The 16,960-nt window shown below is 70.6% G+C and carries 18 protein-coding genes and 1 pseudogene; 16 read left to right on the top strand and 3 right to left on the bottom strand.

Annotation, left to right across the window (positions count from 1 at the left end; all coding sequences use genetic code 11):
- Window positions 1-141: 141 nt before the first annotated feature.
- The 6 genes from ACWJ6R_RS03245 to ACWJ6R_RS03220 all read left to right on the top strand — a co-directional run bounded on the left by ACWJ6R_RS03245 (window position 142) and on the right by ACWJ6R_RS03220 (window position 5,432).
- Complete coding sequence (locus ACWJ6R_RS03245) at window positions 142-1,461, top strand: ABC transporter substrate-binding protein (protein ID WP_449060752.1); 1,320 nt, start codon at window positions 142-144, stop codon at window positions 1,459-1,461.
- The gene (locus ACWJ6R_RS03240; protein ID WP_449060751.1) at window positions 1,458-2,357 is read left to right on the top strand and encodes a carbohydrate ABC transporter permease; all 900 of its coding nucleotides are present in this window, start codon (window positions 1,458-1,460) and stop codon (window positions 2,355-2,357) included. The genes ACWJ6R_RS03245 and ACWJ6R_RS03240 overlap by 4 nt, the downstream gene beginning before the upstream one ends.
- Window positions 2,357-3,250, top strand: a complete 894-nt coding sequence (locus ACWJ6R_RS03235; RefSeq protein WP_449060750.1) for a carbohydrate ABC transporter permease — start codon at window positions 2,357-2,359, stop codon at window positions 3,248-3,250. The genes ACWJ6R_RS03240 and ACWJ6R_RS03235 overlap by 1 nt, the downstream gene beginning before the upstream one ends.
- A gap of 39 nt (window positions 3,251-3,289) precedes the next feature.
- Window positions 3,290-4,288, top strand: a complete 999-nt coding sequence (locus ACWJ6R_RS03230; protein WP_449060749.1) for a LacI family DNA-binding transcriptional regulator — start codon at window positions 3,290-3,292, stop codon at window positions 4,286-4,288.
- Between the two features lie 86 nt (window positions 4,289-4,374).
- The gene (locus tag ACWJ6R_RS03225) at window positions 4,375-4,971 is read left to right on the top strand and encodes a MarR family transcriptional regulator (protein ID WP_449060748.1); all 597 of its coding nucleotides are present in this window, start codon (window positions 4,375-4,377) and stop codon (window positions 4,969-4,971) included.
- Window positions 4,968-5,432 (top strand): hypothetical protein, encoded by a 465-nt coding sequence (locus ACWJ6R_RS03220; RefSeq protein WP_449060747.1) that lies wholly within the window; start codon window positions 4,968-4,970, stop codon window positions 5,430-5,432. Before ACWJ6R_RS03225 ends, ACWJ6R_RS03220 begins: the two co-directional genes overlap by 4 nt.
- Window positions 5,433-5,469: 37 nt before the next feature.
- Here the strand turns inward: ACWJ6R_RS03220 and ACWJ6R_RS03215 are convergent, their stop codons facing one another.
- Window positions 5,470-5,940 carry a MarR family winged helix-turn-helix transcriptional regulator gene (locus ACWJ6R_RS03215; RefSeq protein ID WP_449060763.1) on the bottom strand — a complete coding sequence of 157 codons (471 nt, stop codon included), beginning with the start codon at window positions 5,938-5,940 and terminating at the stop codon, window positions 5,470-5,472.
- Window positions 5,941-6,000: 60 nt separating this feature from the next.
- On the opposite strand from ACWJ6R_RS03215, the gene ACWJ6R_RS03210 reads away from it, so the two are divergent.
- From ACWJ6R_RS03210 to ACWJ6R_RS03195, 4 genes are all read left to right on the top strand, one after another.
- Window positions 6,001-6,417: a cupin domain-containing protein gene (locus tag ACWJ6R_RS03210; RefSeq protein ID WP_449060746.1), complete on the top strand. Its 417-nt coding sequence runs from the start codon at window positions 6,001-6,003 to the stop codon at window positions 6,415-6,417.
- A 265-nt stretch (window positions 6,418-6,682) separates the two neighbouring features.
- Entirely contained in the window at window positions 6,683-7,780 is a 1,098-nt protein-coding gene (locus tag ACWJ6R_RS03205) for a helix-turn-helix domain-containing protein (RefSeq protein ID WP_449060745.1), read from the top strand.
- 26 nt (window positions 7,781-7,806) lie between these two features.
- Window positions 7,807-8,322 carry a hypothetical protein gene (locus ACWJ6R_RS03200; protein WP_449060744.1) on the top strand — a complete coding sequence of 172 codons (516 nt, stop codon included), beginning with the start codon at window positions 7,807-7,809 and terminating at the stop codon, window positions 8,320-8,322.
- Window positions 8,323-8,549: 227 nt separating this feature from the next.
- Window positions 8,550-9,368, top strand: a complete 819-nt coding sequence (locus tag ACWJ6R_RS03195; protein ID WP_449060743.1) for a hypothetical protein — start codon at window positions 8,550-8,552, stop codon at window positions 9,366-9,368.
- A 190-nt stretch (window positions 9,369-9,558) separates the two neighbouring features.
- Here the strand turns inward: ACWJ6R_RS03195 and ACWJ6R_RS03190 are convergent, their stop codons facing one another.
- Complete coding sequence (locus ACWJ6R_RS03190) at window positions 9,559-10,614, bottom strand: phosphotransferase family protein (protein ID WP_449060742.1); 1,056 nt, start codon at window positions 10,612-10,614, stop codon at window positions 9,559-9,561.
- A 488-nt stretch (window positions 10,615-11,102) separates the two neighbouring features.
- Between ACWJ6R_RS03190 and ACWJ6R_RS03185 the strand changes: the two genes are divergently transcribed.
- The 6 genes from ACWJ6R_RS03185 to ACWJ6R_RS03160 all read left to right on the top strand — a co-directional run bounded on the left by ACWJ6R_RS03185 (window position 11,103) and on the right by ACWJ6R_RS03160 (window position 16,705).
- The gene (locus ACWJ6R_RS03185) at window positions 11,103-11,471 is read left to right on the top strand and encodes an isoamylase early set domain-containing protein (RefSeq protein ID WP_449060741.1); all 369 of its coding nucleotides are present in this window, start codon (window positions 11,103-11,105) and stop codon (window positions 11,469-11,471) included.
- A gap of 81 nt (window positions 11,472-11,552) precedes the next feature.
- Entirely contained in the window at window positions 11,553-12,617 is a 1,065-nt protein-coding gene (locus ACWJ6R_RS03180; protein ID WP_449060740.1) for a polysaccharide deacetylase family protein, read from the top strand.
- A 47-nt stretch (window positions 12,618-12,664) separates the two neighbouring features.
- The gene (locus ACWJ6R_RS03175) at window positions 12,665-13,555 is read left to right on the top strand and encodes a 1,4-dihydroxy-2-naphthoyl-CoA synthase (RefSeq protein ID WP_449060739.1); all 891 of its coding nucleotides are present in this window, start codon (window positions 12,665-12,667) and stop codon (window positions 13,553-13,555) included.
- Window positions 13,556-13,633: 78 nt separating this feature from the next.
- Window positions 13,634-14,710 carry a DUF2293 domain-containing protein gene (locus ACWJ6R_RS03170; RefSeq protein ID WP_449060738.1) on the top strand — a complete coding sequence of 359 codons (1,077 nt, stop codon included), beginning with the start codon at window positions 13,634-13,636 and terminating at the stop codon, window positions 14,708-14,710.
- A complete protein-coding gene (locus ACWJ6R_RS03165; protein WP_449060737.1) occupies window positions 14,694-15,068 on the top strand; it encodes an MmcQ/YjbR family DNA-binding protein in 375 nt (124 codons plus the stop codon). Before ACWJ6R_RS03170 ends, ACWJ6R_RS03165 begins: the two co-directional genes overlap by 17 nt.
- Window positions 15,069-15,106: 38 nt before the next feature.
- Window positions 15,107-16,705: a CocE/NonD family hydrolase gene (locus tag ACWJ6R_RS03160; RefSeq protein ID WP_449060736.1), complete on the top strand. Its 1,599-nt coding sequence runs from the start codon at window positions 15,107-15,109 to the stop codon at window positions 16,703-16,705.
- A 57-nt stretch (window positions 16,706-16,762) separates the two neighbouring features.
- Here the strand turns inward: ACWJ6R_RS03160 and ACWJ6R_RS03155 are convergent.
- Window positions 16,763-16,960 (bottom strand): annotated as a pseudogene (locus tag ACWJ6R_RS03155) (hypothetical protein); the annotation flags it as partial.

The following is a 16,960-nucleotide window of genomic DNA, read 5'->3' as shown; positions in this document are numbered from 1 at the left end:
GAAGGAGCCCAGGCCAGCGCCCCGGCTAACAAGAACGTAACGGGCATTGACAGCGGTGATCCTCAGCTCAGACTCTGTGAACGTTCACAGAGGCACACATCAAGTCCCACCGGCCTCCCACCCCCCGCCCCGGAGGAACGTATGCGCACACACCGCCTGGCCGCGGCGGCCGCCGCGGCCCTGGCCACCGCTCTGGCCGCCGGATGCTCCACGGGCACCGGCGCCTCCCCGGAACCGGACGCCGCCGCGCAGAGTTCGGCCCCCGCGGGACCGGTCAAGCTCACCTACTGGACCTGGGCCCCCAACATGGACAAGATCGTCAAGGTCTGGAACGAGGCGCACCCCGACATCCAGGTCACCGTGAGCAAGCAGGCCGGCGGGGACGACGCCGCCGCCAAGTACCTCACCGCCGCCAAGGCGGGCAACCCGCCGGACCTGGTCCAGGCCGAGTACCAGATGCTCCCGTCCTTCGTCGCCGCCGACGCGGTGGCCGACCTGTCCGCCGAGGCCGGGCCGGCCAAGGCCGCCTTCAGCGAGGGCACCTGGGGCCAGGTCACCCTGGGCACCGACGGCGTCTACGCCATCCCGCAGGACAGCGGGCCGATGATGCTCTACTACCGCAAGGACCTGTTCGACAAGTACGGCATCGAGGTGCCCAAGACCTGGGACGAGTACGCCGAGGCCGCCCGCACCGTGCGCAAGAAGGACCCGAAGGTCTTCCTCGGCACGTTCTCCAGCAAGGACCCCGGCTCCTTCGCCGGCCTCTCCCAGCAGGCCGGCGCCCAGTGGTGGTCGATCAGCGGCGACGCCTGGAAGGTCGCCGTCGACGACGCCGCCACCGTGAAGGTCGCCGACTACTGGGGCGGCCTGGTGAAGGAGGGCGTCATCGACGACCAGCCGTACTTCACCCCCGAGTGGAACAAGGCCCTCAACGACGGCACCCTGCTGACCTGGCCCTCGGCGGTCTGGGGACCGGGCGTGCTGGCCAGCAACGCGCCCAAGGGCAAGGGGAAGTGGGCGATCGCCCCGCTGCCGCAGTGGAGCGCCGGGGAGAACTTCAGCGGCTTCTGGGGCGGCTCCTCCACCGCGGTCTCCGCCAAGACCCCGAACAAGGCCGCCGCCGTGCGGTTCGCGACCTGGCTGAACACCGACCCGCAGGCGCTCGGCCTGCTGATCGAGGAGGCCGCGGTCTACCCCGCCGCCACCAAGGGCGGCGAACTGCTCACCGAGGCCCCCGAGTACTTCGCGGGCCAGACCGACTTCTGGCAGCAGGCCGCGGCGATCGCCGCCACCGCGCGGGGCTTCACCTTCGGGCCCAACGTCAACGTGACCTACGACGCCTTCAAGAACGCCTTCGACAAGGCGGTCCAGGACAGGTCGGCCTTCTCCGGCGCCGTGCAGCAGATGCAGGACGCCACGGTCGCCGACATGCAGAAGTCCGGATTCCAGCTCGCGCAATGAGAACCCGCCGCAGCGGCGGCGCCCCCTCGGGCGCCGCCCCCTACCTCTTCCTGCTGCCGGCCCTGGTGCTGTTCGCCGTCTTCATGGCCGTGCCCATCTGCTACACGGTCTACCTCAGCCTGCGCCGGACGAAGGTCTCCGGCCTGGGCCTGGGCAAGGGATCGCGCACCGAGGTCTTCGCCGGCCTCGACAACTACGCCGCCGCGATCGGCGACGGGGAGCTGTGGGCCGGCTGGCTGCGGGTCCTCGGCTACGGCCTGATGGTGCTCCTCGTCATGCTCGGGCTCGCCCTGCTCTTCGCGCTGCTGCTGGACTCGGCCCACGTGCGGCTCGCCCGGTTCTCCCGGATCTCCATCTTCCTGCCGTTCGCGGTGCCCGGGGTGGCCGCCACCCTGCTGTGGGGCTTCCTCTACCTGCCCAGCCTCAGCCCGATCCGCCAGGTCCTCGACGTCGACCTGCTCGGCGCGGGCACCGTCACCTTCTCCATGGCCAACGTGGCCGTCTGGGGCGGCGTCGGCTTCAACATGCTGGTGCTCTACACCACGCTGCGGGCCGTACCGCGCACCTACTACGAGGCCGCGCGCCTCGACGGGGCGAGCGAGCTGCAGATCGCGCTCCGCATCAAGGTCCCCATCCTGCTGCCCGCGATCATCCTGACCACGGTGTTCTCCATCATCGCCACCGTCCAGGTCTTCACCGAGCCCACCACGCTCCGGCCGCTCACCAACACGATCAGCTCGACCTGGAGCCCGCTGATGAAGGTCTACCGCGACGCGTTCGTCACCGGCGACGTCCACTCCGCCGCCGCCACCTCGATCGTCATCGCCGGGATCTCCCTCGTGCTGTCGTTCGGGTTCCTGCGCGTCGTCCGCGACCGCGCCTTCGGGGAGGGCTGATGTCCACCGCGACCCTGCCCACCGCACCCGCGGCACCCCCCGCGGGTCACCGCCGGGCACGCCGGCGCAGGCCGTACGGCGCCGCCCCGACCGCGATCCTGGTGCTCGGCGCGATCTACTGCCTGCTCCCGGTGAGCTGGGTGGTGGTGGCCGCCACCAAGTCCAAGGCGGAGCTCTTCTCCACCGCGGCCTTCGCCCCCGGCACCGGGCTGCTGTCCAACCTGGCGGACCTGGCCGGCTACCGGGACGGCGTCTTCTGGCTGTGGGGGCTGAACACGCTGCTGTACGCGGGCGGCGGCGCGCTGCTGTCGACCGCGGTCTCGGCGGTGTCCGGCTACGCGCTGGCGAAGTACCGCTTCGCCGGCCGGAACCTGATCTTCAACGTGCTGATCGGCGGCATCCTGGTGCCCTCCGTGGTGCTGGCCATGCCGCAGTACCTGCTCTTCTCGCAGCTCGGCCTGGCCGACACCTACTGGTCGGTCCTGCTCCCGCAGATCCTGCACCCCTACGGCATCTACCTGGCGCGCGTCTACGCCACCGCCGCCGTCCCCGACGCGCTGCTGGAGGCGGGACGCATCGACGGGGCGGGCCACTTCCTGCTGCTGCGCAAGGTGGCCCTGCCGCTCATGCTGCCCGGCATGGTGACCATCTTCCTGTTCCAGTTCGTCGCGATCTGGAACAACTTCCTGCTGCCGTTCATCATGCTCGGCGACGACCAGAAGTTCCCGCTGACCGTCGGGCTCTACACGATGCTCGCCGCCGGGGCCAACCAGCCCTCGCTGTTCAACCTGATCCTCACCGGGACGCTGGTCTCGCTCATCCCGCTGATCGCGCTGTTTCTGACCATGCAGCGCTACTGGCGCACGGACCTGTCCGAAGGGGCCGTGAAGTAGGTGGGACGGGAACGGCCCGCGGGGCGGAACAATGGGGGCATGAAGCGCCCGACCATCCACGACGTCGCGGCGGCGGCGGGAGTGTCCCGGGGCACGGTGTCCCGGTTGCTCAACGGCGACCGGTACGTCAGCACCACCGCCCGGGTGGCGATCGAGCGGGCCATCGCCGAGACCGGCTACGTCGTCAACCGCAACGCCCGCAGCCTGGTCACCCAGCGCACCGGCTCGGTCGTGATGGTGCTCTCCGAGCCGCACGAGAAGCTGTTCGAGGACCCCAACTACAGCGTGGCGATCCGCACCGCCGTGCGCCTGCTGGCCGAGCGGGACATGTCGCTGGTCATGATGGTGGCCGGGGACGACGGCGACCGCGACCGGGTGATCCGCTACGTGCGGGGCGGCCACGCCGACGGCGTGTTCCTGCTCTCCACCCACGCGGGCGACCGGATGGTCGAGGCGCTGGTGGACACCGCGGTCCCGGCCGTCGCGCAGGGCGCGGTCGTCGGCCTGGAGAACGTGATCCCCTACGCGGCGGCCGACGACCGCGAGGGCGCCCGGCAGATGACCCGCCACCTGGTCGAGCAGGGGCGCAGGAGGATCGCGACCATCACCGGGCCGATGGACACGCCCGGCGGCATCCAGCGGCTGGAGGGCTTCGCCGACGTCCTGGGCCGCAAGGCCTCGAAGCGGCTGATCGAGCACGGCGACTGGACCCAGCTGAGCGGGGAGAGCGCGATGGCCCGGCTCCTGGAGCGCGTGCCCGACCTCGACGCCGTCTTCGTCGCCTCCGACCTGATGGCCGCCGGAGCGCTGTCCACGCTCCGGGCGGCCGGGCGGCGGGTCCCCGAGGACGTGGCGGTGGGCGGCTTCGACGACTCCTCGGTGGCCGCCACCACCCACCCCCCGCTCACCACGGTCCGGCAGCCGCTGGCCCGGGTGGCGGAGGAGACCGTACGGCTGCTGCTCGCCCTCATCGACGGCGAGCGGCCGGAGAACCCGGTCATACTGCCCACCACCCTCGTGGTCCGCGACTCGGCCTGACCCGCGCCCGAACTCCTGAGGCGTTGTTGCCGATTCCAGGACGTGAGAGCTAGGGCTTGCGTAAGCCGCAAGCTATGTTTCAGTTTATGAAACAGCCACCCTCGGTATTGCTTCCGCTGCTGCGCTCGCCCTTTCAGGGAGAGCTTCTGGCCTGGCTCTTCCTCCACCCCGGCGAGGAGTACGCGCAGATCGAGCTGGCGAAGCGATTCGAGGTGTCGGCCTCGACCGTGACCCGTGAAGTCGACCGTCTCGCTGCGGCCGGCCTGGTCGTCACGCGAAGAATCGGCAACCTGCGGATGATCCGCGCGGACACCGACATTCTCGTGGCCCGGCCGCTGACCGAGTTGCTCGCGCTGACGTACGGGCCGGTGGCCGTGCTCGGTGAGCAGCTGTCCGAGGTCGGCGCGGTCGAAGAGGCATACGTCTACGGCTCCTGGGCCGCACGGTACTCGGGTGAACCGGGCAGGGTGCCGAACGATGTGGACGTCCTGGTCATCGGTGCGGCCGACGAAGACGATCTCTACGATGCCGCCAGGGCCGCGGAGCGGCGACTCGGCAGAGAAGTGAACATACGCCGGCTGAGCCGTGATGACTGGGAGTCCTCGACCGGTGATCCGTTTCTGGAAACGGTCAGATCCCGGCCGATGGTGCGGCTCAAGCTCGACAAGGAGAACGGCCGGTGAGGTGGGAGCAGGGACGTGCCGCCCTCGAGGGCATGATCGGCCGTGGCGAGATAGAGAAAGTCGCGGCGAGTCGCCCGCAGGCCGACGAGTTGCTCACTCAGGCCGGAAAGCACGTGGCCACGGCCCGCCTCGCGATGGAATCGGATCCGATCGGCGCCTATCAGCTGCTCTACGACGCGGCGCGCAAAGCATTGGCCGCCGTGTTGGAGAACCAAGGACTCCGGGCCAGTAGCCGGGGCGGGCACCTCGCGGTCTACGAGGCGGTCAGCGCCCAGCTCGATCCGCCGCTGGGTCAGAGTCTGCGCCCCTTCGACAGGATGCGCCGACGGCGCAACGAAGCGGAGTATCCGCGTCTGGGCTCGCCGCCCTTCAGCGCCGACGACGTCCGGGCCGACATGGTCAAGGTTGAGGCGATCATAGAGATCGCGGCGAAGGTCATCGATCAGATGCAGCCCTTCTGACGAGGACCCGGCTGCGCCGCCGGATCGCGCCAGTGGGTCACTGGCCGCCGAACCAGCCCGGCACGTCGAGGCGGAAGACGTCCGGCGGCGTCACCTTGCGCAGGTCGGCCTCCAGGGCGCGGAGCCGCTCCTCGCCGATCTGGTCGGACCAGCGGCGGCGCAGGTCGTCGAAGATGCGGGCCGAGCGCTCCAGTGAGTCGGCGCCGCGCGCGGTGAGCCGTACGATCTTGCGCCGCGTGTCGCGGGGGTCGACGGTGCGCTCGACGTAGCCGAGGCGCTCCAGCGTCTCGATCGTCTTGCCCGCCGCCTGCTTGGAGACGCCCATCGTACGGCCGAGCTCCACGGCGGTGTCGCCGCCGCGCATGATCGCCTGGAGCGCGAACCCGTGCATGGGCCGCATCTCGGGATGGCCCTGGCGGGCGAGCTCGGCGTGGAGCTCGTCGATGAGGACGCGGAAGCCGAGGAACAGCCGGAGCGGGAGCTCGAAGCCGGGCGGGTCGCTTGACACGATAGACAACCTGATTGACTATATGGACAACAACGTTGACCATCTTAGGAGACCACAGCGATGTCTGTCATCCGTGCCGCCGAGGCCCGCCGCAGCGCCACCCCCAACGCCGTCATGACCACCTTCGCCTCGCCCACCCTGGGCGGCGCCGGGCAGGCCCTCTGGCGGGTGGACATGGCGCCCGGCAAGGAAGGCCCGCTCCACGCCTTCGAAACCGAGCAGATCTGGACCCTGCTGGAGGGCGGGGCCACCGTCGACCTGGCCGGAGAGAAGATCGGCCTGACCGCCGGCGACACCGTCGTCATGCCCGCCGACCTGCCCCGGCAGGTCTTCGCCGACGCCCGGGACGGCTTCATCGCGATCGTCACCGCGCTCCCGGGCGGCCGCGCGTACAACCCCGGCGGCGTCTCACCCGAGGACGCGTGCGAGCTGGCCCCGAAGGACGCCGAGCGGATCACCCCGCCCTGGATCGCCTGAGACCCGCCCCTCCGGCCGGGCCCGCGAAGCGCCCGGCCGGTCTCGACCCCGAACCCCCGGCCCATCACCGCTTCACGCAGCAAGATGGTCGCACGAGCATGCCTGATCAGGAGTTCGCTCCAGGAGATGGCCCGGCGGTCACGATCAGCGTCTCCTCGCAAGGGAGAGGCATCTACACCGTCAGGGAGCAGCCGAAGCGTTAAACGATTGCCCATGATCAGCCGAAGGCCCCTCTCGGCCGCCACAGGTGTGCGATTATCGCACTATGAAGGAACCCGAGGAGTGGGCAGACGTAGGCGAGCGTGTGCGCGAGTGCCGTATGGCAGCCGGCATGTCACAGGAGCAGCTCGCAGCGGCCTTGCGACTCGACCGAACGATGATCGCCAAGATCGAGCGGGGCGTTCGCCGGGTTGACGCGCTCGAACTCGCCAAGCTGGCATCAGTGCTCAAGGTTCCCCTGGGTTACTTCCTCAGCTCGCCGCCGTCGGTCGTGTCCCGTCGCACAGAACTGGCCGATGACACGGTGACCGATGCGACCCGGCAGTCCTACCGCCTGGAAATCGCCCTTTCCACATGGTTGGCCGACATCCGGCAGCTCATGGAGATCGGTGAATTCTCACCCCCGGAGATCGATCGATACCCGGGCACGGTTCAGGACGCGTCGAGTGCCCGTCACGCGGCCCTTTGGGTCAGGAATCGGCTCGGTCTGGGATTCGAGCCCATCGATTCACTCATGAGTGTGTGCGAACGGCTGGGGCAACTGGTCGCAGTGGTCGACGCACCGGGTGAAGGCGCTTCGTTGGTCGAGGACGACCTCGCCGTGGCGGTCGTCAGCAGGCAGGGCGATCCTGGGCGCCGCCGCGCGACCGCGGCTCATGAGCTGGGTCATCTGATCGTCGGTGACGAGTACTCCACTGATATAGGCGTCCATGTTTCCCGCGATGGAAGAGAAGCCGTCATTGATGCCTTCGCGGCGGAACTTCTTCTTCCGGCCGAAGCCTTCAGAGGTTTCACCTGCCCGGACGGCACAGCAGGACGAGAGGATCTGCTGGTTCTCGCTGCACGTTTTAGAACCTCATGGTCGTTGACCGTTCGCCAAGCCGTCGAAGCCGAAGCCCTCGACAAGAACGTCGCGAGAGAAATGCGTCGAAGGAACCCTACCCGCGCGGAATTGATGGAAGCGGTCGGATGGGCACCTCAGCCTGATCTGGAAGCGGTCCGAGTGCCTCCGGGATACGCGCATGCGGTGGTGGAATCCTTCAAGAAGTCACTCATAACCATGTCTCGCGCCGTCGAGCTCATGCGGGGCCAGATCGTGGCAGCCGACCTCCCACTCCACGACGACACGGAACTCGAGCTTTGAGCGGCACCGGACTCACCCCCGCCCTGGTGTTCGACGCGATGTGCCTCAACCATTTCGCTCGCGCGGAACGTCTGGATGTGCTGCGCGATCTCCTGATGGGCACCACCTGCCTGACCACCCACGTGGTCCGGGAGGAGATACGTGCCGGCGTGCAGGCGCATCCGGCCCTTCGGACCGTGCTGGAAACGGATTGGCTCGGTCTGGCGAAGCTCGACTCGCTGGATGAGATCAGGTGCTTCGCGAAATGGGTGCAGCGCATCGGATCCTCCGAGCGCAATCTAGGGGAAGCCAGTGTGTTCTCCGCGGCCGAACTGTCTCAGGGGATCGCCGTCACCGACGATCGGGAAGCCGTGGCGGTGGGCAGGGCACATGGCCTGGAAGTCCACGGAACCGTATGGCTTCTCGCCCGCGCATGCCGCGACGGAAAACTCAATGAAGTAGCCGCCGGCAACATCGTGGACGCCCTGAGAGCGACGGGAATGCGGCTGCCGTGTTCCGGATCGACTTTCGGATCCTATGTCCGCCGCAACATCAGGGCGTAGTTCCGCCATCAGACCGAACCGTGGCCGGGCTGCCTCCGGTTGCACGAGCCGGTGACCCTGAAAGACGCCGAGCGGATCACCCCGCCCTGGATCGCCTGAGACCCGCCCCTCCGGCCGGGCCCGCGAAGCGCCCGGCCGGCTTCCGCGGGTCGTGCCCGGATCCGAGACGGCATCGTGATCTTGGATTGAAAGGATTTCCTCCCCCTCCAGGTTCCGAAGGAAATCACATGAAAAGGGCCACCGCCGGTCTCGTCGTGAGCTTCGTCCTGCTCACCCCGCTCCCCGCCCACGCCGCCGCCCCCGACCCGGTCCAGGCGCTCCGCGCCCAGGTCGTGCCCGGCAGAGGCGTCACCGTCTCCATGGTCACCCGGATGTCGGCCGATGGCAGGCACCTCGGCACCGTCCGAACCGAGCGGGTCACCGGATTCCGCAAGGGCGGATCGGTGGAAACGGACGAGAGCACCACGGTTCACTTTCCGGCCGCCGCCGAGGTCCTGGGAGAGGACTTCCTCCCCGACTTCCCGTCCCTGCTCATCAGAGTCAAAGATGGGAACTACACCTCGGGCGGTGAGCTGATCGGCAAGCTGCCGCTGGGCAAGAAATGGGTGCGCAGCCGGTGGTTCGAGTCCAGTCCCATGGACAACACGGTCGACCTCTTCGAGCCGGGCGCCCTGAAGGCGCTGCTCGCCACCGCCTCCTCCGCCGGCCCGCGCAGCGCCAAGGGCACCATTTACTCCGCCAGGATCCCCGGCTGGCCCTTCGGCGTGCCGATAAGCCGCGGCGAGAAGGGTGAGAAGGTCGCCTGGGCGCTCTGGTTCGACGACAGGGGCAGGGTCACCCGCCTGACCACCCGGGTCTCCCAGCGGACGAACGACGGCTACGTGCTGGGACTCAGTTCCGACCTGCGCTTCACCGGCTGGGGCTCCCGGGTGACCGTCGAAGCGCCGCCGGAGGAGTCGGTCATCGAGGTCGAGGACCTTCCCCAGGAGCCCGGCCTGTTCGTGGAGGAGAAGGAGCCGATCGAGGCTCCTCCGCAGGGGAAGTGAGTCCGGGGCCGCAGGTGAAGCCGTCGACGCGGACGTCACCGGCCCGGCCGTACCGGCTCGGGACCCTCGCCGGTGCACCGCTCTCCCGTCGGCAGTCGCACCCCGGGTGCCGCCGGGTCACCGCTCCGCCCGGGCCGGAGACCGGCTCGCGGAGGACCCGGACGGCCCTCCGCGAGCCGTCCCGGCGGGTTCAGCCGGGCGACCGTACTCCGGCCAGGTCCGAGGCGCGGGCGATCAGGATGCGCACCGCGTCGCCGAACGGCGCGAACGCCGGGTTGGTGGTCTGGCCCGCGCGGTAGCGGAACCAGATCTGCTGGGTGATCACCGCCAGCCGGAACAGGCCGAAGACCTCGTAGAAGTCCCAGCGTCCCATCGGCAGGCCCGTCCGGGACAGGTAGCGCTCCACGAACTGCTCGCGGGTGGGCATGCCGGGCAGGTGCGTGGGCTGGCGGCGCAGCAGGGCGAAGAGCTCGTCGTCGCCCGCGGTGATCCAGTAGGCCATGGCCGAGCCCAGCTCCATCAGCGGGTCGCCGACGGTCGCCATCTCCCAGTCCAGGACGCCCACGACCCGCAGCGGCCCGTCCACGTCCAGGATCAGGTTGTCGAGCTTCCAGTCGTTGTGGATCAGCCGCAGGGCGGTGTCGGCGGGCCGGTGCTCGGCCAGCCAGGCCATCACGGCCTCGCCGTCGGGCACGTCGTCGGTCAGCGCGCCGCGGTAGCGCCGCGACCAGCCCTCGACCTGCCGCCGCACGTAGCCCGGTCCCCGGCCCAGCTCGCCGAGCCCGGCCGCCTCCGGGTCCACCGCGTGCAGGTCCGCCAGGGTGTCGACCACGGTGTGGCCGAGCGCCCGGGCCTCGTCCCGGCCGAGCGTCATCCCGGCCGGGAGCTCGCGGCGCAGCACCGTCCCCTCCAGGTGCTCCATCACGTAGAACTCGCCGCCCAGCACCGCCGGGTCCTCGCAGAAGGCCAGCATCTCCGGGACCGCGCCGAAGTGGGGCCGCAGCCGCTGCTGCACCGTGAACTCGCGCCGCATGTCGTGCGCGGAGGCCGCCTTGTGCCCGCGCGGCGGGCGGCGCATGACCAGGTCCCGGCCGTCGTAGCGGAGCAGGTACGTCAGGTTCGACACGCCGCCCCTGAACTGCCGCACCTCCGGAGGCCCGCCCAGACCCTCCACCCGGCCGGTCAGCCAGGCGTGCAGGGCGGCGACGTCGAACGCGTCCTCCTCGCGGACCTCTCCGGCATCCAACGTGAGCTCCTTCACCGATACGCCGACCCGCCGACCCTTCGTCGGAGCGGGACCAACATACTAAACGGTCGGTATGTAAGGGAGCCACCGATGGCCCGCCGACAGGATCGTCCGGGGACCGCCAACCGGCTCGCGGGCGGATCATTGACGGAGTGTGACGGGACGCGACGGAATCACTCGGATGGAATCGCCCCGTTTTCCGGCCGGATTCCCGGCCTCACCGTCGGGATAGCGGCATGTGGTCGTAAATCCTGCACAACACGCAGTGTGTCCGTATCGCCCGATGGGGACCAGAAGTAGAGATTCTCATGGTCTGTACCAGTTAGCCGGACGGATCTCCGCTTCCACCACGACGCTTCCATCGCGATCCGCGTGGACAGTGCGACCCGCATGCGACCCGCATGAACGGGCGCACACGCGGACGGGGCGCCTCGCGCCCCCGTCGCCGCGGCAGCGGCCATGAGGCAACGAGTTCAGGAGGACATTCAGTGATCAAGCGTGGTAAGCCCGCCAAGAACGGGCAGGTCAAGCTCATTTTCACCCTGCCGGCCGACCAGGTCCGCGGCAAGGTCTCCCTCGTCGGGGACTTCAACGACTGGAACCCGTACGCCCACCCGATGCGCCGCGGCGACGACGGGACCTACCAGGTGACCGTCACCGTCCCCGCGCACCGGGGCATCTCCTTCCGCTACCTGGCCGAGGGCGGTGTCTGGTTCGACGACCCGGACGCCGACCGCCACGACCAGCACGGCGGCCACCTCGACCCGATCGACCCGAACGCCCAGCGGATCGAGGTCACCGCCGCGCCCATCCTGAAGAACCGGGACGAGCAGCCGCTCGCCGCCGGCGCGCGATAGTGCCGGGCGCCGCCGCCCTTGCCTCGCAGGGGCGGCCGGCCACCCCCCATCGCACCTGTTCCACCTTTCCGGGGAGATCTGATGAGCAGTCGTAGGGTAGGCGCGGCAGGCCTGGCCGCCGCGCTGGCGTGTGCCGCGCTGACCGGGTGCATGCCGTGGGAGGACGAGCCGGAGAAGAAGATCGGCGCCGCCGCCAAGGGCCAGGGGGGCAAGACCGACCAGGCCGCCGTCCGCAAGGAGAAGGCGGCCAGGGCCGCCAAGGTCAAGGCCAACGAACTGGGCCAGGTCCCCGTCCTGATGTACCACCGGGTGGTGGACAAGCCCACGGCCCCGGACGACCGCACCCCCGAGCAGTTCCGCAAGGAGCTGGAGCGACTGGCCGTGGAGGGTTACGTCCCGATCACCGCCGCCGAGTACGTCCGCGGGCGCATCGGCGTCCCCGCCGGCAAGTACCCGGTCGTCCTCACCTTCGACGACGCGTCCCCGGCGCAGCTCACCCTGGACGGGACGGGCGCGCCCATGCCGAACACCGCCGTCGCCATCCTGCAGGAGGTCGCGAAGAGGCATCCGGGGTTCCGGCCGACGGCCACCTTCTACGTGACACGCGACCTGTTCGGCAAGACCACGCCGGAGGAGCAGACGCAGATGCTCACCTGGCTCCGGGAGAACGGCTTCGACATCGGCAACCACACCTACGGCCACCGCAACCTCCTCGGCAAGCCGAAGAAGGAGGCGATGACCGAGATCGCCAAGGGCCACGAGCTGATCACCAAGCTGACCGGCACCGAGCCGGTGACGCTGGCACTGCCGTACGGCAACCAGCCGAGCACCAAGACGTGGGCCCTCAAGGGGAGCGCGGGGAACGTCTCCTACGACTACGGCGGCGTCTTCCGCGCCGGGTACACCCCCGGGCCCTCGCCCTTCAGCAAGGACTTCGACCCGGTGAACCTGCCGCGCATCCGCTCCATGGACAAGATCAAGAAGGACGACTGCGCCCGCTTCTGCTCCACCGCCTGGCTGGACTGGCTGAAGGCCAACCCCAGTGAGCGCTACACCTCCGACGGGGACGTCGCGACGGTCGCCTACGCGAAGTTCAAGGCGCCTTTCATGGCCTCGGGCTTCACGCCCTACGCTCTTCCCTACTAACCGGTTCCCCCAACCGCCGGCGCACCGGGCCGGGAGAGGTGACGAGCATGGTCTCCGAGTTGTTCGACCCGCAGGCGTGGCGAGAGGTCGAGGGCTTCGACTTCACCGACATCACCTACCACCGGGCCGTGGACCAGGGGACGGTGCGGATCGCCTTCGACCGGCCCGAGGTGCGCAACGCGTTCCGCCCGCAGACGGTGGACGAGCTCTACCGCGCCTTCGACCACGCCCGGATGAGCTCCGACGTCGGCTGCGTGCTGCTCACCGGGAACGGGCCCTCGCCGAAGGACGGCGGGTGGGCGTTCTGCTCGGGCGGTGACCAGCGCATCCGCGGACGCGACGGCTACAAGTACGCCGAGGGCGGGCAGGTCGACCCGGCGCGGGCCGGGCGCCTGCACATCCTGGAGGTCCAGCGGCTGATCCGCTTCATGCCGAAGGTCGTCATCTGCGTGGTGCCGGGCTGGGCCGCGGGCGGCGGGCACAGCCTGCACGTCGTGTCCGACCTGACCCTCGCCAGCCGGGAGCACGCCCGCTTCAAGCAGACCGACGCCGACGTGGCCAGCTTCGACGGCGGGTACGGCTCCGCCTACCTCGCCCGCCAGGTGGGCCAGAAGTTCGCCCGCGAGATCTTCTTCCTCGGCGACGCCTACAGCGCCGAGGACGCCCACCGGATGGGCATGGTCAACGCCGTCGTGCCGCACGCGGAGCTGGAGCGGACCGCGCTGGAGTGGGCCCGGAAGGTCAACGGCAAGAGCCCGATGGCCCAGCGCATGCTGAAGTACGCCTTCAACCTGGCCGACGACGGCATGGTCGGCCAGCAGCTCTTCGCCGGGGAGGCCACCCGGCTGGCCTACATGACCGAGGAGGCGGTCGAGGGCCGCGACTCCTTCCTGGAGAAGCGCGACCCCGACTGGAGCCCCTTCCCCTGGTACTTCTGACCCGGTCCTCCGGAAGCGGCCGGTCCGGAACGGCCGCTTCCGGACCGGCCGGGCCGTGCCGTACGGCAGGCTTGGACGGTGGCGAAGTACGAACGGCGGATCGTGGCGGCGGCGGAGGCCGCGCTGGCGCAGCGCAAGTACGTGACGGCGATCGACGTGCTGACCGGGGCGGGCTGGCTGCACGCCCGGCACGTGGACGTCTGGCGGCAGGGCCGGGCGGCGTCGCTGGAGGAGCTCGCGGCCGTGGACGGCGCGCGGATGGCCGACGCGGTGGCGGTCCTGGCCCGGTGGGCCGGGGAACGGGGCCTCACCCCCGGCGAGACCCCCTACCTATCGGCCGCCCGCGACCGCGCCGAGCTCCGGTTCACCGCCTCCGGCGACGACGGCCCGTTCCGGGTCCACTGGATCTCACCGGACATGAGCGAGGCCCGGCGCAAGCGGCTCGCCGAGCGGCAGGCCGAGGCGCCCGACCTGACGGTGGTCGAGGCCACGCGGCCGTGGGAGTGCGCCGACTGCCGCGGCACCGGACCGTACCTGATCATGGAGGACGCCGAGCCCCACTGCCTGACCTGCGCGGACCTGGACCACCTGGTCCTCCTCCCCGCGGGGAACGCGGCGCTCAGCCGCCGGGCCAAGAAGGAGAGCGGGCTGGCCGCCGTCGTGGTCCGCTTCAACGCCCGGCGCAAGCGGTACGAGCGGCTGGGCGTCCTCGTGGAGGAGGCCGCGCTGGCGCGGGCCGAGGAGCAGTGCCTGGCCGACGAGGAGGTACGGCTCCGCCGCCGCGAGCGCGACCGCGAGCGCAGGACGGACGAGGACCTGCGCTTCCAGGCCGGGATGGCCGAGGAGATCGTCCGCCTGTTCCCCGGCTGCCCGCCGGAGCGGGCCGAACAGATCGCCCGGCACGCGGCGGAGCGGGGCAGCGGCCGGGTGGGGCGTACGGCCGCCGCCAAGCTCCTCGACGCGAACGCCGTCACGCTGGCCGTGGTCGCCTCGGTGCGGCACCTCGACACGGACTACGACCGGCTGCTGATGGCGGGCGTGCCGCGCGCCGAGGCCCGCGACCGGATCCGGACGGACATCGACCGGGTGCTCGCCGGATGGCGGGAAAACGTCGGACCCGGCGCCCACAATGGCCGGCATGGAGAAATGGCGTGAAGTCCGCGAGACGCTGCGCGAGTTCGCCCTCCGGTTCCCGGAGGCCTACGAGGACCACCCCTGGGGCGAGACCGTCGTCAAGGTCAACAAGAAGATCTTCCTCTTCCTCGGCGTCGAGGAGCCGACCGACAAGTGGAGTCCGAGCGCCGGGGTGAAGCTGCCCGAGTCGCACGGCCACGCCCTGGCCCTCGACGGCGTCCGGCCCTCGGGCTACGGGCTCGGCAGGTCCGGGTGGGTGACGGTCCCGCTGACAGGGACGCCGCCGGAGACCGAGGTGCTGCTCGACTGGGTCGAGGAGAGCTACCGGGCCGTGGCCCCCAAGAAGCTCGTCGCCGCGCTCGACGCCCAGGACGCCTGACCCCCGCAGCCGGCCCCTGCCCCTGCCCGAGGAGCCCCATGCCGAAGCTCGACCGCACCCCGCTGGCGATCACCGCCGAGCACGACGCCCCCATGCCGATGCGCGACGGCACGGTCCTGCGCGGCGACGTCCACCGGCGGGCCGAGGGCGGGCCGTTCCCCACCCTGCTGGTGCGCACGCCGTACGGCGCGGGCAGCTTCCGGGCGGTCCCGCTGATCCCCGCGCTGGAGGCCGGGTTCGCGGTGGTGCTGCAGCACTGCCGGGGGCGCGGGAGCAGTGACGGCGAGTTCCGGCCGTGGCTGGACGAGGGCGCCGACGGCAACGACACGATCGCCTGGATCACCGCGCAGCCCTGGTCGAACGGCGAGGTCGTGATGAGCGGCATGTCCTACCTGGCCGGATGCGCGCTGCAGGCGGCCGCGACGCGCCCGCCGGGGCTGAAGGCCGTGGTCGCCGCGGTGACGCCGCACGACTTCCATGACGGGCTGAAGTACCACGGCGGGGCGTTCGCGCTGGGCTCCGCCCTGGGCTGGGGCGCGATGCAGGCGATGCTCGGGCTGACGCACGGCATGGAGGCGGGCGAGGACACCCGTGCCGGGCTCGGCGAGCTGCTGCCGGTCCTGGGCGACCAGGCCGCCGCGACCCGCACCCTCCCGGTGGGCGACGTCCCGGGCATCCCGTGGTGGCGCGACTGGGTCTCGCACCCGGAGCGCGACGCCTACTGGGAGCACCTGGCCGAGACCCTGCGGCACGACCGGATCGAGGTGCCGGTCATGCACGTGGCGGGCTGGTTCGACCTGTTCCTCGCCGGGACGCTGGAGAACCACCGCCGCCTGGGCGGGCCGCTGGTCATCGGCCCCTGGTCCCACACGGCGCTGGGCGCGACCGGCACCGGCCGGCTGGACTTCGGCTTCTCCGCCTCCGCGCAGGCGATCGGGCTGGAGCAGCGGCAGCTGGCCTTCCTGCGGGGCGAGGACACCGGCCCCGCCGTGAAGATCTTCGTGATGGGCGACGACGTCTGGCGGGACGAGGAGGCCTGGCCCCTGGCCCGCGCCGTCGAGACCCGCTACCACTTCCACTCCGACGGGCTGCTGTCCACCGCGCCTCCCGCCACCGCGGAACCGGCCGTGTTCACCTTCGATCCGCGCGACCCGGTCCCCACGGTCGGCGGCCCGCTCCTGCTGCCCGACGCCACCAACGTCGGCCCGCAGGACCAGCGTGACGTGGAGCTCCGCCCGGACGTGCTCTGCTACACCACCGAGGTCCTGACCGCCGACGTCGAGGTGACCGGACCGGTCACGGTGACCCTGCACGGTGAGACCTCGGCGGCCGCCACCGACTGGACGGCCAAGCTGGTGGACGTCCACCCCGATGGGCGGGCGATGAGCGTGACCGACGGCATCGTCCGGGTGTGGGAGTCCTCCGGCACGTTCGAGATCGACCTGGTCGCCACCAGCCAGGTCTTCAAGGCCGGTCACCGCATCCGGGTGGAGGTCTCCAGCTCCAACTTCCCCCGCTTCGACCGCAACCCCGGAACCGGCCGCCCTGCCGCCGAGGCCACCGAGGCCGATCTGGTCCTCCAGCACCAGAAGGTCTTCCCGGACTCCTGCATCACCCTCCCGATCGTCCCCCGGTAGGAACCCGCCCGCCTCGGCTGACGGGATCCCGTCGGCCGAGGCGTCCGCACCGCCCGGCTACCGGGTCCGGCCGGGTGAACCGGTGGGCGGCCGGGTCGCGACGACCACGGTGGCGTCCAGCTCCTCGCAGACGGCCACCTCCGGCACCAGCCCCGCCCGGGTGACGATCCCGACGGCCGACGGCACCTGCCGCCCGCTCGTCTCGAACAGCAGGCTGCCGCCCGGCGCCAGCCACCGCGGCGCCCGGCGGCCACC

The organism is Planomonospora algeriensis (genome assembly GCF_977012225.1).
The sequence above is the reverse complement of the archived record's forward strand: the minus strand, read 5'-3'. Positions and strand labels throughout refer to the sequence as shown.

Excerpts from the sequence above, each read along its gene's own strand:
- ACWJ6R_RS03175 (WP_449060739.1), top strand. The coding sequence starts at position 12,665 with ATGGTCTCCGAGTTGTTCGACCCGCAGGCGTGGCGAGAGGTCGAGGGC.
- ACWJ6R_RS03195 (WP_449060743.1), top strand. The coding sequence starts at position 8,550 with ATGAAAAGGGCCACCGCCGGTCTCGTCGTGAGCTTCGTCCTGCTCACC.
- ACWJ6R_RS03205 (WP_449060745.1), top strand. The coding sequence starts at position 6,683 with ATGAAGGAACCCGAGGAGTGGGCAGACGTAGGCGAGCGTGTGCGCGAG.
- ACWJ6R_RS03230 (WP_449060749.1), top strand. The coding sequence starts at position 3,290 with ATGAAGCGCCCGACCATCCACGACGTCGCGGCGGCGGCGGGAGTGTCC.
- ACWJ6R_RS03245 (WP_449060752.1), top strand. The coding sequence starts at position 142 with ATGCGCACACACCGCCTGGCCGCGGCGGCCGCCGCGGCCCTGGCCACC.
- ACWJ6R_RS03160 (WP_449060736.1), top strand. The coding sequence starts at position 15,107 with ATGCCGAAGCTCGACCGCACCCCGCTGGCGATCACCGCCGAGCACGAC.
- ACWJ6R_RS03165 (WP_449060737.1), top strand. The coding sequence starts at position 14,694 with ATGGAGAAATGGCGTGAAGTCCGCGAGACGCTGCGCGAGTTCGCCCTC.
- ACWJ6R_RS03235 (WP_449060750.1), top strand. The coding sequence starts at position 2,357 with ATGTCCACCGCGACCCTGCCCACCGCACCCGCGGCACCCCCCGCGGGT.
- ACWJ6R_RS03225 (WP_449060748.1), top strand. The coding sequence starts at position 4,375 with ATGAAACAGCCACCCTCGGTATTGCTTCCGCTGCTGCGCTCGCCCTTT.
- ACWJ6R_RS03210 (WP_449060746.1), top strand. The coding sequence starts at position 6,001 with ATGTCTGTCATCCGTGCCGCCGAGGCCCGCCGCAGCGCCACCCCCAAC.
- ACWJ6R_RS03240 (WP_449060751.1), top strand. The coding sequence starts at position 1,458 with ATGAGAACCCGCCGCAGCGGCGGCGCCCCCTCGGGCGCCGCCCCCTAC.
- ACWJ6R_RS03180 (WP_449060740.1), top strand. The coding sequence starts at position 11,553 with ATGAGCAGTCGTAGGGTAGGCGCGGCAGGCCTGGCCGCCGCGCTGGCG.